This is a genomic window from Nonomuraea sp. IBHARD001 (assembly GCF_056106265.1).
In genome coordinates, this window is record NZ_JBWBBW010000002.1 from 8,296,198 (window position 1) to 8,312,065 (window position 15,868).

General features: G+C 68.6%; 15 protein-coding genes and 1 pseudogene. 7 read left to right on the plus strand and 9 right to left on the minus strand.

Annotation, left to right across the window (positions count from 1 at the left end):
- Nucleotides 1-27: 27 nt before the first annotated feature.
- The 4 genes from ACTWNK_RS39375 to ACTWNK_RS39390 all read left to right on the plus strand — a co-directional run bounded on the left by ACTWNK_RS39375 (nt 28) and on the right by ACTWNK_RS39390 (nt 3,961).
- Nucleotides 28-897, plus strand: coding sequence for a hypothetical protein (locus ACTWNK_RS39375; protein ID WP_474310018.1), 870 nt, complete (start codon nt 28-30; stop codon nt 895-897).
- Nucleotides 894-1,727: a DUF6339 family protein gene (locus ACTWNK_RS39380; protein WP_474310019.1), complete on the plus strand. Its 834-nt coding sequence runs from the start codon at nt 894-896 to the stop codon at nt 1,725-1,727. The genes ACTWNK_RS39375 and ACTWNK_RS39380 overlap by 4 nt, the downstream gene beginning before the upstream one ends.
- Before the next feature lie 61 nt (nt 1,728-1,788).
- Nucleotides 1,789-2,766: a DNA cytosine methyltransferase gene (locus ACTWNK_RS39385; protein ID WP_474310020.1), complete on the plus strand. Its 978-nt coding sequence runs from the start codon at nt 1,789-1,791 to the stop codon at nt 2,764-2,766.
- A 10-nt stretch (nt 2,767-2,776) separates the two neighbouring features.
- Entirely contained in the window at nt 2,777-3,961 is a 1,185-nt protein-coding gene (locus ACTWNK_RS39390; RefSeq protein WP_474310021.1) for a DNA cytosine methyltransferase, read from the plus strand.
- Here ACTWNK_RS39390 and ACTWNK_RS39395 read toward each other — a convergent pair.
- The gene (locus ACTWNK_RS39395; protein WP_474310022.1) at nt 3,899-4,816 is read right to left on the minus strand and encodes a DUF6597 domain-containing transcriptional factor; all 918 of its coding nucleotides are present in this window, start codon (nt 4,814-4,816) and stop codon (nt 3,899-3,901) included. The genes ACTWNK_RS39390 and ACTWNK_RS39395 overlap by 63 nt on opposite strands.
- Here ACTWNK_RS39395 and ACTWNK_RS39400 point away from each other — a divergent pair.
- Complete coding sequence (locus tag ACTWNK_RS39400) at nt 4,803-5,336, plus strand: TIGR03086 family metal-binding protein (RefSeq protein ID WP_474310023.1); 534 nt, start codon at nt 4,803-4,805, stop codon at nt 5,334-5,336. The two genes, ACTWNK_RS39395 and ACTWNK_RS39400, sit on opposite strands and share 14 nt — an antisense overlap.
- Before the next feature lie 413 nt (nt 5,337-5,749).
- On the opposite strand, the gene ACTWNK_RS39405 is transcribed toward ACTWNK_RS39400, so the two are convergent.
- The 3 genes from ACTWNK_RS39405 to ACTWNK_RS39415 form a co-directional block, all read right to left on the minus strand.
- Entirely contained in the window at nt 5,750-6,751 is a 1,002-nt protein-coding gene (locus tag ACTWNK_RS39405; protein WP_474310024.1) for a helix-turn-helix domain-containing protein, read from the minus strand.
- A 51-nt stretch (nt 6,752-6,802) separates the two neighbouring features.
- Nucleotides 6,803-8,092 carry a proprotein convertase P-domain-containing protein gene (locus tag ACTWNK_RS39410; protein WP_474310025.1) on the minus strand — a complete coding sequence of 430 codons (1,290 nt, stop codon included), beginning with the start codon at nt 8,090-8,092 and terminating at the stop codon, nt 6,803-6,805.
- A gap of 184 nt (nt 8,093-8,276) precedes the next feature.
- Nucleotides 8,277-8,585 carry a hypothetical protein gene (locus ACTWNK_RS39415; RefSeq protein WP_474310026.1) on the minus strand — a complete coding sequence of 103 codons (309 nt, stop codon included), beginning with the start codon at nt 8,583-8,585 and terminating at the stop codon, nt 8,277-8,279.
- A gap of 158 nt (nt 8,586-8,743) precedes the next feature.
- Between ACTWNK_RS39415 and ACTWNK_RS39420 the strand changes: the two genes are divergently transcribed.
- A complete protein-coding gene (locus ACTWNK_RS39420) occupies nt 8,744-9,442 on the plus strand; it encodes a hypothetical protein (protein ID WP_474310027.1) in 699 nt (232 codons plus the stop codon).
- Here the strand turns inward: ACTWNK_RS39420 and ACTWNK_RS39425 are convergent.
- From ACTWNK_RS39425 to ACTWNK_RS39440, 4 genes are read right to left on the minus strand one after another with little or no spacing between them, the layout of a single operon-like run.
- Nucleotides 9,396-10,922: an FAD-dependent monooxygenase gene (locus tag ACTWNK_RS39425; protein WP_474310028.1), complete on the minus strand. Its 1,527-nt coding sequence runs from the start codon at nt 10,920-10,922 to the stop codon at nt 9,396-9,398. The two genes, ACTWNK_RS39420 and ACTWNK_RS39425, sit on opposite strands and share 47 nt — an antisense overlap.
- Entirely contained in the window at nt 10,901-11,863 is a 963-nt protein-coding gene (locus ACTWNK_RS39430) for an MBL fold metallo-hydrolase (protein WP_474310029.1), read from the minus strand. Before ACTWNK_RS39430 ends, ACTWNK_RS39425 begins: the two co-directional genes overlap by 22 nt.
- 27 nt (nt 11,864-11,890) lie before the next feature.
- Nucleotides 11,891-12,637: an SRPBCC family protein gene (locus tag ACTWNK_RS39435; RefSeq protein ID WP_474310030.1), complete on the minus strand. Its 747-nt coding sequence runs from the start codon at nt 12,635-12,637 to the stop codon at nt 11,891-11,893.
- A 1-nt stretch (nt 12,638) separates the two neighbouring features.
- Nucleotides 12,639-13,247, minus strand: a complete 609-nt coding sequence (locus ACTWNK_RS39440) for an ArsR/SmtB family transcription factor (protein WP_474310031.1) — start codon at nt 13,245-13,247, stop codon at nt 12,639-12,641.
- A 145-nt stretch (nt 13,248-13,392) separates the two neighbouring features.
- Here ACTWNK_RS39440 and ACTWNK_RS39445 point away from each other — a divergent pair, with 145 nt between their 5' ends.
- Entirely contained in the window at nt 13,393-14,763 is a 1,371-nt protein-coding gene (locus tag ACTWNK_RS39445; RefSeq protein ID WP_474310032.1) for a threonine/serine exporter family protein, read from the plus strand.
- 9 nt (nt 14,764-14,772) lie between these two features.
- On the opposite strand, the pseudogene ACTWNK_RS39450 reads toward ACTWNK_RS39445, so the two are convergent.
- A pseudogene (locus ACTWNK_RS39450) lies at nt 14,773-15,702 on the minus strand (RNA polymerase sigma factor); the annotation flags it as partial.
- Nucleotides 15,703-15,868: the final 166 nt, after the last annotated feature.

The window sequence follows — 15,868 nt, forward strand, 5'->3', positions numbered from 1 at the left end:
TATCAGGTCCTGCCCGGTGAGATCTCCATGACCGTCACCGAGGTCCGGTTGGACGACGTGCCCATGCCGTACGCCTCGATCTCCGAGAGCGACAGAGCGGTGCTGCTCCCGCTCGCCGAGCGCGAGGACTGGCAGGTCGTCCGCCTGGTCGTGCGCGTCACCGTACCCAGGCACGAGTTGGAATCCGGTCCGTGGTTCAGGGTGGCCTTCGTCGCGACGGTCTCGGAGCGACGGACCAACACACGCGTCGCGACCAAGCTCGGCATGCAGCAGCCGGGCGAGTGGAGCGGCGAGGTCCAGTTGCACCGTGACGACTTCGTCAATCGAGCTCAGCTGAGCGGGCAGCTCGTCGCCGTAGTGGACGACGTGCCCGGACGCGTGATCGCGTCCGTGACCCGTCCCTGGACCGTGGATCTCACCGGCGCCCTGACACAGGAGACGATCCTCACCCAGTGGGTCGACTTTGCCGAAGACTCTCGCTTGGCATGGTGTCGACAGGACCCGTGGACGGTGATCGTCTCGGAGGAGAGCGCGTCGCTGCTTCTGAACAGCGGATTCGACGGGCTGCGCGCAACGTTGGAGGGGGTGAAGCCCAGCGAACGCCCCGCGCGTGAGGCTCTGGCCGCACAGATCGCGACCACACTGTGGACGGCCCTGTTCAACGAGGCGCTTCAGCATGTCCGTGAGGCGACGTTGCCGGACGGCTGGCGTGGATCGGTTCTGCAGCGCATGCTCCCCGACGTGTTCCCCGACCACACCCCGACCGACGCCCTCCGCGAGGCGGCCGGCGGCCAGAGCGGCGATCTGCAGGCCCGGATTCTGCACGCCGCCGCCAGGCAGGCCAGACTCTCCCGAGGTATGGGTGGATTCATCCGATCGATTCGGGGGGACGAGTGAGCTCCACGCTGGGCTTGTTGCCGGACGACGTCGCGGCGAGGTTCCTGACGGCCGCCGTTCTGGAGAACACCGAGACGCTTCCCACCACCAGCATCGATCACGTCTGCGAGCCGACCTCGTGGGAGGCCGAGCCGATCCGGCATCTGCTGGACGAGGCGATGAAACGCTTCCCGCCACTCGAACGCACATCGGTCGACGCCTGGCTGGCCCCCGTGCTCCACGCGACCCTCCGTCTGACGCGCAGGCAGGCCGCGGAGTCGCGACTCTGGAACTACCTGACCATGCGGCTCGCCCCGGACTACGTGTTCTGGCGGCACTTCAATCAGAAGGCTCCGACGCCGGCGGTGAACCGAGCTCGATTCGTCGGGCCGTTCCACTCCCAGGCGCTGGCCCGACTCTGGTGGGCCGCCGAGCTCTTCCGCGACGGCCCCGACTATCGGCCGGTCGTGGTGGCCTGCGGCAATCAGGACATGCTCAACACACTGCTGCGTCTGGAGGTGATCCTGCATCGCCCCACCGCCCAGGCGTTCACGCAGCTGCTCGCCTCTGGGGTCATTCGGACAGGGCGTGAGGTCAACGCCCTGGCCCAGGCGGTGAACACGGCGGGAAGCACACTCTCCTACGAGGCCATGGCCCCCGACGATCCGCGAGACGCCGACTCGCATCGCGACTGGGTCGAGGATCTGTCGAACGTTCTGGTGCCCTACGACTCACTACCGAGCGGCCCTGCGGACGGCAAGGTGCGTCAGGCATCGGTGAACACGCTGGTGCACCTGTTCGATCAGCTCTTCGGCGAGATCCCGTCGGCGCATGACAGGCTGCCGGCTTGACGGATGCGACTCGCGCGTTTGTCCTGTTCTCAACGAGCCCAGATCATGAAAGGCGCGTGGCATGAGCGGGCGCTTCACAAGCCTGGAAATCGGCGCGGGAGTGGGCGGGCAGGCTCTCGGCCTGGAGCGTGCCGGGTTCGAGCCGGTCATCGCCGTCGACGACGACCCTCACGCGTGTAGGACGCTCCGGGCCAATCGTCCGGCGTGGAACACACTGGAGATGGACTTCAAGGACTTCGTCGGCGCCGAGCACGGCCTGCGTACGGTGGACCTGCTCTCCGGCGGTGTGCCCTCCCAGCCGTACTCGATCGCGGGCAAGCAGGAAGGGGTCAAAGATCGGCGCGACCTGCTGCGCGCCGCAGTCTGGCTGGCCACCGAGCTGCGGCCGAGGGCCATTCTTCTGGAGACGACGCCGTCGCTGCTCGCGCCCAAGTTCGTCGAGGTGCGTGAGGGCGTGGAGGACGAGCTGAAACACCTCGACTACCTGTGGGAGTGGAAGGTGCTGGACTCCCGGCACTTCGGGGTGCCGCAGACCCGGCGCAGCTGCCTTCTGGTCGCCATGCGGCCTGATGACTTCGCCCACTTCACATGGCCTTCGCCCACCCATGAGGACGGGCTGTCGGTCGGAGTCGTTCTGCACGCCTCCATGGCGAGCCGCGGTTGGCCGGACGCCGACGCGTGGGCACTACTGGCGAACCGGGTCGCGCCGACGGTCGTCGGCGGATCGAAGAATCACGGCGGCGCGGATCTGGGACCGACCAGGACCAAGCGACAGTGGATGGACCTGGCGGTGAACGCCCACAGCCTCGGCAACGATGTGCCCGGACCGGACTTCGTCCTGAACCCACGTCTCGGGCGAGACGGCGTGCCCAAGCTGACGGTCGAACAGGTGATGGCCCTTCAGGGGCTCCCCTCCGACTGGACCGTCACCGGCGGCAAGACGGCGCGCTACAGGCAGATCGCGCAGGCGTTCCCACCTCCCCTGGCCGAGGCAGTCGGTCGTGAGATCGCGAAGGCATTGGAGCGACGTCCTCGATAAGGTGACGCTCATGACCTCCCGCCCCGTCAGCCCCGTCAACGTCGTCGACCTCTTCGCGGGGTGCGGAGGCCTCACTCAAGGCTTTCACATGGCACGCCCAGGCGCTTTTCGCACGGTCGGCGCGGTGGAATGGGATATCGCCGCGGCCTCGACCTACGCGGCGAACTTCGCCGAGGAGGCGGGGGGCACCGACCATATCTACGCGGGTGACATCGCCGGGTGGGATCCCGGAGATGTCGAAGCGAATGTCGATGTTATTCTCGGCGGCCCGCCGTGCCAGGGATTTTCGGGTCTGGGCAAGGGTGATCCAGACGATCCGCGAAACAAGCTGTGGCAGGAATACGTCAGAGTCGTCCTGGCACTCCGGCCCAAAATCTTCATTATGGAAAATGTGGACCGGTTTCTCAAATCTCGCGAGTACGAGCTGCTCACCGCCTCCACCGGACCGGAAGGCGAACTCCGGGACTACGCCCTGGAGACGAAACTGCTCAACGCGGCCGACTACGGCGTGCCGCAAACGCGAAGGCGGGTGATCGTGTTGGCGACGCACCGCGACCTGATCGCCTCCCACCCTTCCCGTGTGCCCCTCCAACACCCTGCGCCGACCCATCGCAAGGCAGACAAGAAGCGGGACGACGACACGCTCTTCGGGACCGCTCAGGAGTGGGTCCCCTCAAGTATGGTCTTCAGCACGACCTCTCCCGAGACGCAGACCACGGAGTTTCCCGATCGCACCTGTGAGCTGTTCGGCCGATCGCTGCCCGGCGCCTTTCGCACGACGGACCTCCACATCGGCCGCAATCCGACACCGCACTCCCTGCTGCGATATCGAGCGATCCCCGAGGGCGGAAATCGCAAAGATCTTCCCGATCATCTGTCCACCCCGAGCTGGATAAACCACAACAACGGCTCCGGTGATGTCATGGGGCGCCTCTGGTGGGATCGTCCCTCGGTGACGATCAGGACCGAATTCTATAAGCCGGAAAAGGGGCGCTACCTCCACCCCAAGGCGGATCGGCCCATCACCCATTTGGAGGCGGCCCTGCTACAGGGCTTTCCACTCGACTACAGATGGGTCGGGAGTAAGATTCAAATCGCCCGCCAGATCGGCAACGCCGTACCGGTCGGCCTTTCACGGGCTCTCGCGACCTGTCTCTACCGCTATCTGGGCGAGGTCGACGGCCTCCCGCGATGAACGCTCGCGCAATCGTGCGTAAGCCGCCGGAGGCATCCCCACGACAGCTGTGAAGTCGTTGGTCAGGTGGGATTGGTCGCTGTAGCCGAGTTCGGCGGCCAGTGTGGAGAGGTCGAGGCCCTCGTAGACGCGTTCGGCGGCCTCGTGGAGGCGGAAGCGGCGGATCACCCACTTGGGGCCGATGCCGACGTACTCCTGGAACAGGCGTTGGAGGGAGCGGACCGAGAGGCCGGCGCGGGTGGCCAGGTCGGCTACCCGGGTGAGGGTGATGTCGGATTCGGCCAGGGACACGAGAGCGTCGGCCTCGGCGGCGAGAGGATCCGGCTGAGGAGACAGCGATAGCAGGAAGGATTCGGCCAAGGTGATGGCCCGCTGAGGGTCGGGCTCGGCGAGAACGGCCGAGACGAGCGTGGCACCCGATGAGCCGAACTGTCCCGCTATGTCGGTGAAGCGATCCGTGAGAGTGGAGACGGGAGCGCCGAGAAAAGGGTGGAAGCCACCGGGGCGGAAGCGAGTGCCGAAAACTCGGCCGGTCGCTCGCATGGTGTACGAGAAGCCGCCCTTGATGATGCCGGCGATCCGGTGGAAGTCGTCGGTGATCGTCATGTTCACGGTGGGGTGGGAGACGATGCGCTGTTCGTACGGCTCGGCGAGGTCGGTCCAGGTGACGACCCAGAAGTGGTCGACGTACGGGGCCAGAGCCGGTGTGGGGGCCTGGCGGAAGAAGCGGAAGGCGTCAAGGCCGGCGTAGGGGTCGACCCACCCTCGCTGTCGCGTTTCTACAAGCCGCGCCTGTGGCGGGCGGGGCACCATGGCTGCCATGGACGACATGATGCCGTTGATGACCCGTTCCACCGAGCACACCGCAGATCTCGTGCGTGCCGTACGGCAGGAGCAGCTTGCGGCGCCGACGCCGTGTGCGGAGTTCGATGTCAGGGGGCTGGTGAGCCATCTGGAGTGGGTGGCGGAGATGTTCGAGTCGCTGGGGCGGATGGGGCCGATGGTCGAGCAGGGGGCGTACGCGGGGGACTTTCCGGAGCGGGCCGGGCGCACGCTCGACGTCTGGGGGCGGTGCGAGGCGTGGGAGGAGGTCAGCCCGGCGATGGGGATGCCGATGACGGCATTGGCCCATATGTGGCTGGTGGACATGGTCGTTCATGGCTGGGACCTGGCCAAGGCCACGGGGCAGCCGTACCAGCCGGATGGTGAGGCGGTCGCGGCCGCGCTGGGGTTCACGTCACAGATGGTGGAGATGGGGCGCCAGCGCGGGGTGTTCGGGCCGCCGGTGGCGGTGCCGCACGACGCACCGGAGTTCGACCGCCTGCTGGGACTGATCGGCCGTGATCCTGGGTGGAGCACCAGTCACCGGCCCTGAGCCGGCGCTCGCGATACCCGCCGACGTACTGGTTCGGGCGTTTCGCAGCGACCGATACTGGGGTCGCCCGCGCCGATCACCCAGTCTGCGGTCGTCAGGTTGAGCGAGCTCTTCGGCCCGCCCCGCCGAGGAGTTTGTCGCTCGTGAATGTGTCTTTCCACTGTCTGCAGGAGAAGAGGTATTCCTCGCCTCCCGGGTCGGCTTTCTGTCCGCCCGAAAGGGCGAGTTTCTCACCGTCCCCGTCGCTGTGGAGTTCGGCCTCGACCTCCAGTCTGACGGCCCGTATGAGTTCGGCGACGGGGAAAGTCGGGTTCGGCGAGCCTGTCATCGAACTCCCGGGCGTCAGGCGGATCAAGGCGCCGCCCAGCGTAACCCTCCCGCCTTCGCCTGGCGATATGTGTCTCGGCCAAAGGCTACGACCATTCCCAGCGAATCCCGTGCACCCCGGGCCGGATGTCGGTTTCTGCGATGTGGGTGGAGTTCCAGCTGCTGAGGCGGAGTTCTTCGGTGTCGGTCGGCGGTGTGGCGGCCGTGGGCTGGAAGAAGCGGAAGCAGCGTACAGGCGTGTTGGACTGGGAGAACTGAAGCGTCAGCAGGTAGGAGTGGGCGGGAAAGCGGAACCAGCGATTGTAGAAGGTGCTTTCGGGACCGTGTTTGTCATAGCCGAATTCGTATTCGACGACATACGTCTCGCCTTCGCTCAGCGGACGGTCGAAGAGGAGTTCCACGGCGGTGAGCCCGGCGGGTTCGTCGGTCCTGACCCGGCCGGTGCGGCAGAAGGCGGTCGACATGTGGTCGGGCAGCCGCGAGCGCTCGTTGTAGTGGATGGCGACGTGCCGGTCGACACCGGTGGCCCGCGCCTGGAAAACAGCGTGGGTGCGTACGGCAAGCTCGTCGCGTTGCGGGCCGACGGTGAAGTGGTCGTGGTAGGTCAGCAGGGCCAGTTGCCCGTCGGTCGAGTTCTTGATCTCACCGAGCAGGCGCTGGAGGCTGCGCGAGACCGGGCACAGGTCGCGGTAGGGCAGGGCGCCGGGCACGTGCCCGGTCCAGCGCCCTCGCGGACGGGGCGGTCCGAGGCTGGCGACGAGGCTGTCGCCCGGCAGGACGAGGATCTCCTCCAGCGCCTGCACCGCCCGGAGCGAGTGGGCTCGTTCCGGGCGGCACTTGCCGCGTTGCCAGTTGCTCAACGAGGCCAGGCTGACCTGGATACCACGCTGGGACAGGCGGGCGTGCAGGCGTTCGAGGCTGAGTCCTCTGGCGGATATCGCCTCGCGCAGCACGCGGTCGAAGGGACGTACCGGCTGTCGTTCGCGCGCGGGCGCCCGGCTCGGTGGGGCGCTCGTGCGGTCCGGGGGTGGAGGTGCCGGTGGGGACTGGTCGGGGGACGGATCGAAGGGCTGCTCGACTGGAGCCATCGGGAAACCCTCCCTTTCAGGAGTGATCGTCCCGAATTTACAGGCAATTTGTCAGAAAGTCAGGGTCCAGCCGTCGATGTACCCGGAGTGGTTGCTGTCGACGTCCTTCACCCGCAGCCGCCAGGTGCCGTTGGCCGGGGAGGAGGAGGCGTCCTTGGTGTAGTTCTCGTGGATGATCGTGCCGCTGTCGTCGGAGGCCGGGTCGCGCAGGCGGTAGGTGACGCCGGTCGGGCCGATGAGGTCGATCTGGACGTCGCCGCGCCAGCCGTGGTGCACGTCCGCGTAGACGCCCAGCGTGCTGGGCGCGTTGCCGGGCACGCCTGTCACGGTGATCGAGGACTCGGCCTGGCCCAGGTCGGGCACGTCGTGGTTGTCGGTGTTCTCGAAGGTCCGGCCGCCCGGCGTCGTCTCGGGGCCGTAGTTCTGCAGCCAGTCGCCGGTGTACCTCGTGGCGGTGCCGCGCCTGGCGCCTCCGCCGTAGGCGCTGGAGCCCTCGAAGTAGGTCCAGCCGCCGATGGTCTTGTCCTGCAAGGGCACGAAGGAGGAGCCGCTCTTGAGGGCGAAGTGCACGTGGTTGCTGCCGGCCGAGCCGCCGCAGGGCACGCGTGTGCTGGTCAGCCCCAGGTAGGCGCCCATCTGGACGGCCGTGCCCTGCGGCTTGATCTCGTTGAGCAGGTGGTAGTACTCCGTCGTCCATCCGTTGTCGTGAATGATGCGGATGTGCCCGCCGTTGGAGCAGATCCAGTACGCCCGGCCGGACTGCGCGGCCAGCACACTGCGGTCGCTCGCCCGGCTGTCCAGGTCGATGGAGCTCCACGGCCTCGGCTGGCCGGACCAGCCGTGCGGCCCGCCGATGATGCGCCAGGAGGCGCCCACCGGGTACGGCAGGGACAGACCGGTCGGCGCCAGGTTGGTGGCGTTGTGCGCGTTGGCGGCGAAGGTGTCCTTCTCCCCCTTGGTCAGCACCGAGAGCGGCGCTCGCCGGGCGAGTGCGGCGAAGGCGGGCGTGCCGTCCAGCGCCACCTGCCAGCCGCGTGCGCCCTTGTGGGCCAGGAACAACCAGCCCTCGGGGTAGGCGCCCTCGATGTTCGGGGCCTTCAGCACCGAGGAGCCGAACACCCAGGCGCCGCCGGGCGCCGAGCGCTGCACGTTCACCTCGCTGCCCGCGCCGGTCGCGGTCAGCGATGATCCTTCGGCCTTGCTGTGGGCGGTCATGACCTGAAGGACCGCCCGATCGAGCGGCTGGTCGAGCGGCTGGTCCGCCGCCGAGGGTGCGGTCGCGGCCGTGAGGGCGGCGACCAGGATGACGGCTCCCACCGCGGGGAGCAGGCGTTGCCTCATCTATGGCTCCTTGTTCACCTGGAGGCTGTTCTAGCCGCGAACGCTCTCCCAGGCCGCGACGCGGCGACAAGGCCACCCGGAGGCGGGGCCGTCAATGGTGTGATAATCCAGGGGCCAACACTGAAAAACTCAGCCGAATTCCCAGGTCAGCCCCTTTCGGCACCCGCCGGAACCTGAAATTCAGCTACTTGTCCGCGACGCTCGTCGCACGTGAGCAGCCGGGCGCCGCCCGTCCGGCGTCGTGCGGCCACGGATGGTCCAGGTTGCGGCGTAGTGAGCGGGCGGCCCGTAAAGCGCGTTCGAGCCTTCTCGAACCCACGTCACCGCCATGGGCGAGTATGTTGCGCACACCTCTCAAGAAGAGCACGGTCTTGTTGTCGGTACGGCCGCGCCCGGCGAGCCATGGAATGCTCTTCTCCCCTTCGGGCACCCGCTTCACGAGCGCGGCCCACTCTTTGATGAGCCTCATTTCATTGCTAAGGTTCTCGCTCATAGGAACTCCTCGCTTTGCCGATTCCTGCCCATGTGTCACTTCCGTCAGGCAGGATCCCAGGTCGCATCGCCGTACCGCCAGCGTCTTCGGCGCACGGAACGAAGAGACCGCCGAAGAAGGGCCGTTACCAGCAGATTCACGACTATGGACGGAACGCGATGGGCGAGACGGAACAGTCCCCTCCGAATGCGGACACCGATTCGCCCGACCGGATGGCCGATCTGATCCGCCATCTGACCGAGCGCACCGGTAAATTCGGACAGCGCGAGCAGGCCAAAGCGCTGGGCGTGTCGACCACGAGGCTCAATGCGTATTTGCGGGGCACGGTTCCGCCCGAGAGCACACTGATCAAGATGTTGCACAACGCGGGAGTCCCGGCGCAGGAGCAGGTCGTTCATCTGCGTACGCGATTACTCGCCGCGAGTCCGCTTCCAGAATCCGGCGCGGACGAGAAAAGGTCGGTTGAATTGCCGTATTCTCCAGCGGCCGAATTACCCGACAACGAGGACGACCTCGACGAGGAGGAGCGAGCGGCCAAGGCGCCGTTGCGGATGCTCGGCATCGCGGTCCTGGCCGTCCTGCTGGTGGCCGGGGCGCTCTACGCCTTCAGGCCGTTGCCGCAGGAGACGCCCTCGGTCGCCGGGGTGCGGTGCGCCTATGTGATCGCCGACTCGGCCACCCTGTTCGCCGATCCCGCGCCCGACGCCAAGAAGCTCAAGTTCAAGTACCGCGAGGACCGTGTGGTGCTGCTGAACCGGCCGCATCCCTCGGGCTGGATCGCCGTGCGCACCCCCAAGGACGAGCCGGGCTTCAACTGGATGCAGGTCGAGTCGCTGAGCGCGCCCGTGCTGTGCTGACCGGCACGGCGCAGCCCGCACGGCGCAGGGCCAGGTCGAGCGCCTGCGGGTGGTAGCCGGGCAGCACGGCCGCCAGATGCCCGTCCGGCCGTACGACATGGACGGTGTCCTCGCCCGCGCCCAGCCTCTCACCCAGTGCTCCGGACGCGTCGAGGTCCGGCAGCACGTAGGCCCCCGGCACCCGGTCGCGCCTGGCGGTGAGCACCACGAACCCGGGACCGAACAGACGGCGAAGCCGGGTGGGACGGCCGTCCACGGTGACGGGCGCGTCGGGGCACAACTCACCCGGCCCGAAACCCGGCACGATGCCCTGCCCAGGGGCCGCCGGTGTGGTCAGCGGCGAATCGGCATAGCAGTACGGCTCGGCCAGCCGCCCGGAGTCGATGCGCGCCCGCGCCTCCGGGTCGTCGATCGCCTGCTCCAGCACCGAACGCCGCCACTGCCGTTCCCTCTCGCTCTGCGGCACGAGGAAGGCCATCGTGCGCGCCGTCACCCGCAGGTTCTCCAGCGCGGCCGCACGCCGTTCGGAGGCGTAGGAGGCCAGCAGGGCGGGATCGCCCGAGGCCAGCTTCCAGGCGAGGTTCTCGGCGTCCTGGATGCCGGAGTTGAGGCCGCGTGCCCCGAATGGCGCGTACAGGTGGGCCGCGTCACCGGCCAGGGCGACCCGGCCGCGTGCGAACGCCGAGGCGACGCGCTCGTGGAAGCGGTAGAGCGTCAGCCACACGACCTCGTAGGGCAGGTCGCCGGTGATACGCCTGATCATGGCGTCGACGTCGGTGGCGTCGAGGTCGAAGCCGGGCTCGACCTGCCAGTCGATGCGCCAGGTCGAGTCGGGGCACTGGTGCACGAGCACCTGCCTGCCGGGGTTCCACGGCGGGTCGAAGTAGAACCTGCGCTCGCTGGGGAAGGGCAGGTCGGCCCGGATGTCGCAGATGAGGAACAGGTCGTCGTAGGAGCGCCCGGGGAAGTCGATTCCGGCCAGCCGCCTGACCGTGCTGTGCCCGCCGTCGGCGCCGACCAGGTGGCTGCCTCTGATCGTCGTGCTCCCGGTCGTCGCCGTCACGCCGTCCTCGTCCTCGGCGTAGGCGGTGAGCCGTTGGCCGTGCCTGACCTCGACCAGCGGCTCGGCCGCCGCCCGCGCGTGCAGCAGCTCCTCCACCCTGGCCTGCGACAGGTTGATCCACGGCGGCAGCGCGCCCGGCCACGAGCCCGGGAAGCGCACCGCGAACAGCTCGTGCTCGCGGTAGTAGGTACGGCCGGTGGTCCACGTGACGCCCTCGGCGACCATCGTCTCGGCGCACCCGACCCGGTCGAACACATCCAGCACGTCACGCTGGAAGCAGATGGCGCGCGACCTGGCCGGAGCCCTCGGCTCACGCGCCTCCAGCACCACGCTCGGCACCCGGGCCGCGGCCAGCAGCAACGCCGTGACCAGGCCGACCGGCCCGGCGCCCGCGATCAGGACCGCAGTCGGCTCCATACCTCACGATCCCTCTCGGCCGTCCAGATGACCGGACGCTCGACACCGGACAGCTCGTCCCACAACCTGGCGACATTGAACGGCATGCAGTGCTCGAAGATCGGCCAGCGGCCGTACTTCGGTTCGAGCGCGGTGTGCGCCGCCTCGAAGGCGGCCCGCAGCTCCCCGCCCGCCTCGTGCACGCGCCCGACCTCGGCGAGCATCGTGCGCAGGAAGTCGCGGGTCTGCTCGACGGCCGCGCGCACGGCCTGCTCGCCGTGTGCGACCGCGCCACGCCCGCCGACCAGCGAGCGGGCCCCGAGCGCGGCGACGCCGTCGAGCGTGCTCGTGGACCACTCGCGGTGGAAGGCGTCGCCGGTGTAGAGCGCGGCCTGCGCCTCCACCAGGTCTCCGGCGAACAACAGGCGCTCGCGCGGCAGCCAGGCCACGATGTCGCCCTCGGTATGGCCGCGCCCGAGATGCTTCAGGACCAAGGCGCCTCGCGTGCCGCCGAGATCGATGGTGACCTGGTCGGAGAACGTCACGTCCGGCCAGGTCAGACCAGGTATGGAGGCCGGATCCTTGAACAGCCTCGGCATACGCCCGTATTCGGAGGCCCAGTCCTGCTCGCCGCGCTCGGCGATCAGCGCCCGGGTGTCGTCGTGTGCGATGACGACCTCGGCGTCGAACGCGGAGGCGCCCAGCGTGCGCACGGCGTGGTAGTGCGAGAGCACGAGGTACCTGACCGGCTTGCCGGTGTGCTCGCGCAGCCTGGCCAGCCACTGCCGTGCGGCGACCGGTGTGGCCATCGCCTCGAAGCAGACCAGGAAGTCCTCCCCCTCGATCGCCCCCACATTGGGGTCGCCCTCGGCCGTCAGCGCGTAGACGCCTTCGGCCAGGACCTCAAGGGTCTGCGGTTTGTCGTCGAGATCGGCTGACGATGCGAACGGTCGATCGGCCATGACGTCGAGAGTACGGCCAAGCGCGGCTCAGGCGTAGGCGTGCTGCAGCCAGCCCTGCCAGGCGGCCTCGATCGCGGCCCCGTCGACGGCGGCGTAGGCGTGGTGCTGCACGACGACGGCGTCCTGGTGGCCGTGGATGAGCATGGTGAAGCCGTCGGCCGAGCGCACGCCGAGGAAGCCCGAGTCGGCGAACTCGACCACACCCTCGACCGGCGCGAGACCTTCGACGGCGAGCACGGCGCGCGCGCCTTCGGCCACGTCGCCGCTCAGGCCGAAGGCTGCCGTGAAGCCGTGCCAGACGCGGGCCTTGTCGGCGACCTGCGGGCCGACGGCGAACAGGTCGAACTGCGAGCGGCGGCCGGCGAAGTACTTGACGTAGACGGCCAGCTTCCTGAGGTACTTGCGGTCGCCGATGCTGAGCCCGTCGTACTCGGCCTCCCAGTCCTCGCCGCCGAGGAAGCCGCTGTGCACGAGCCGCAGCGAGGTGGCCGCGCCGTCCCTGCCCTCGATGAGGTAGTCGAAGGCCATGAACGAGCCGTCGGGGCCCGGCTCGGAGGCGTAGGCGAACCTCTTGCCCGGCTCCCACGTGGTCACGGTGGCGTGTGCGGTGTGGCCGAACAGGGTCTGGCTGGTGGCGCCGCCCTCCCTGCCCTCGATCTTGTTGCTGCCCATGAACCAGGCGTCGACGCCGGGCCCGGTGGCGATGGCCGCCCAGACCTGCTCGGGCGTGGCTTCGAGGTCGATGTCGAGCTTGAGCTCGAAGGGGTGCGTCATCTCAGGACTCCTTGGCGTGGGACGGGTCTTGACGGGTGATGCTGGGATGGACGGCGACGATCACGCGATGCTCCCTGCCGCCTTCGGCGCCCTCGTCGTGGTACTTGCCGACCAGGGCGGTGACCGCCTGGGCCAGCTCCTCGGCGAACGCCGCGCGCTCGGCGGCCGAGGCGAAGCGCACCCGGCCCTCGATGGCGAACGTCGCCACCTTCTTGCGGGTCTGGGCGGCCCCCGTGATGAGCTCGCCCACGTCGCGGACGAGCTGGGCGGCCAGGGCCAGCAGCCAGCGCGCCGAGAGCCGGTCGGGCGAGCGCGACGGGTCGGGGCGCACCGCGGCCAGGGCGTTGGGCGAGATCACGTAGGAGGCCGCGGTGGCCCGCAGCACACGCTCGGTGACATTGCCCTTCCTGCGCTCCTCGACCAGCTCGACGAGCCCGTGCCGCTCCAGGGCCCGCAGGTGGTAGTTGACCTTCTGCCTGGGCAGGCCGACCTTGGCCGCGAGCATGGTCGCCGAGCCCGGCACCACCAGCTCCGCCAGCAGCCTGGCGCGCACGGGGTCGAGCGAGACCTCCGCCGCCGCGGCGTCCTCGATCACTGCTACGTCGAACATGCCTCAACGGTGTCACCGACAAAGAAAGTTGTCAAGAACCAAGAAGTTGTCGGTCACTGTCCAGCTTTGCCCCAGGAATCGGCAAACGCCGCGGCAGAGCCCTCCGAGCTGGGTACGCACCCGGAAACCCGCCGGGAAGGATGCCGTGGAGCTGGCCGACCTCAAGAACAAGACGGGCTGCAGGCCCTTGCCCAGGCCCTTCCCGGCCTGGCGGGCCAAACTGACCGGCCTGGCCCGCAGACTGCCGGGCCTGCGCCGTCAGGAGCCACCCCCGCAGGAGGAGCCGAGCGGCCCGCCCCCACCGCCACCCGAACTCGTCGACTTCCTGCGGCGCCTCGGCGTGGCGCTGTGCCAGGCGGACGACCCCGTCGACCGGGTCGTGGAGCAGATGGAGCTCATCGCACGCGGCTACGGCGTGGAGGAGGTGCGCTTCTTCGCCCTGCCGACCGGGCTGTTCGTCAGGTTCGGGCAGGGCGCGGGGGCGGTCGTCGACTTCGCCCCGACCCGAGGCGACTCCCTGCGCCTCGACCAGCTCTCCGAGGTCTACAAACTGGCGGCCGACGCCGAACGCCACCAGATCCCGCCCCTTGAGGGCACCGCACGCCTGCGCGAGATCCTCGCCTCGGAGCCCCGCTTCGGCCGTACGGCGAGGCTGGCCGGGCACGTGCTGCTCACGCTCGGGCTCGGGCTGGTGCTGCATCCGAGTGTCGACCTGCTGCCCGGCTACATCCTGCTCGGCGCGTTCGTCGGCGGGCTGCGGGAGATCGCCGACCGCTTCCAGGTGTTGCGGCTGGCCCTGCCGGTGGCGGCGGCGCTGTCGGTCACCGTGCTCATCGGGCTGCTGGCGCACTGGGGGCAGCACGGTTCGAGCGCGCTGCTGATCCCGCCGCTCATCTCGCTGCTGCCCGGCGCGGCGCTGACGATCGGCACGGTGGAGCTGGCCAGCGGGTCGATGGTGGCGGGTGCGAGCCGGATGATCTACGGGGTCAATGTGCTGGTGCTGCTGTCGTTCGGGATCGTGGTCGGGATCGGGATCGTCGGCGAGCCGCCTGCCACCACCCCCACCGCCGTGCTCGGCGACTGGGCCACATGGGTCGGGGTGCTGTGCACGGGGCTCGGGCACTTCTTCTACGCCTGCGCGCCTCGGGGTTCGCTGCCGTGGCTGCTCGTCGTCCTCGTCCTGACCAGGGCGTGCCAGTTGCTCGGGTCGGCGGCCGGGGGCGCGTTGTTCGGGGCGTTCGCGGCGGGGCTGATCCTCATGCCGCTGGTCACGGTCATCCAGATACGGCTCAAGGGGCCGCCCGCGCTGGTGACGTTCCTGCCGGCGTTCTGGCTGATCGTGCCGGGGACGCTGAGTCTGAACGGGGTCTCGAAGCTGCTGGCGACCGGTGTCAGCACCGACGACCTGACGACCGCGCTGCTCACCGTGGTGGCGATCGCGCTCGGTGTGCTGGTCGGGGCGAGTCTGGTCAGCCCTCAGCGCCGGGCCGAGGTCATCGAGGTGCGCTCCGGCTGAGCGCCCGGATCAGAGGTACTCCTTCAGCGCCTCCGCCCGCGACGGGTGACGCAGCTTCGACATCGTCTTGCTCTCGATCTGGCGGATGCGCTCGCGCGTGACCCCGAAGACCTTGCCGATCTCGTCCAGCGTCTTGGGCTCGCCGTCGGCCAGCCCGTAACGCATGGAGACCACACCGGCCTCGCGCTCCGACAGCGTGCCGAGTATGGCGCGCAACTGCTCGCCCAGCATCGTCCACGACACGGCCTCGGCCGGGTCGGCCGCCTCGGTGTCCTCGATGAGGTCGCCGAAGGAGCTGTCGCCCTCCTCGCCCAGCGGGGTGTCGAGCGAGACCGGCTCACGGGCGTGGTCCTGCACCTCGGCGACGCGCTCGGGGGTCATGTCGAGCTCGATGCCGATCTCCTCGACCGTGGGCTCGCGGCCGAGCTCGGTGAGCAGCTGGCGGCGCGTGCGCGCGACCTTGTTGATCACCTCGGTCATGTGGACCGGGATACGGATCGTCCTGGACTGGTCGGCCAGCGCCCTGGTGATGGACTGCTTGATCCACCAGGTCGCATACGTCGAGAACTTGAATCCCATCGTGTAGTCGAACTTCTCGATGGTCCTGATCAGGCCGAGATTGCCCTCCTGGATCAGGTCGAGGAAGAGCATGCCCCTGCCGGTGTAGCGCTTGGCCACCGAGACCACCAGGCGCAGGTTGGCCTCCATGAAGCGCTCCTTGGCCCGGCGGCCGTCCTCGACGATCCATTCGAGGTCGGCACGCAGGCCGAGCGGCAGCAGGTGCCCCTCGTCGTCGAGCCGCTCCTGGGCGAACAGGCCCGCCTCGATGCGCTTGGCCAGGTCGATCTCCTGGTCGGCCGTGAGCAGAGGAACCTTGCCGATCTGCTTGAGGTAGTCCTTCACCGAGTCGGTCGCGGGCGCGTCGTACGTCGTGGCGGCGACACTCATACGTTCCTCCTGCTTGTGTTGGACACAACTTTAGGATCATCCTTATCAGGAGTCAACCTAAAATAAGGACGAACCTAAAATTTTGCCCCTTCCACCCCGTCCGGCCTGTTCTCCCCCATGTTCGGCTCGGCTTAAACCTCCCCCTTGGTACGGAAGC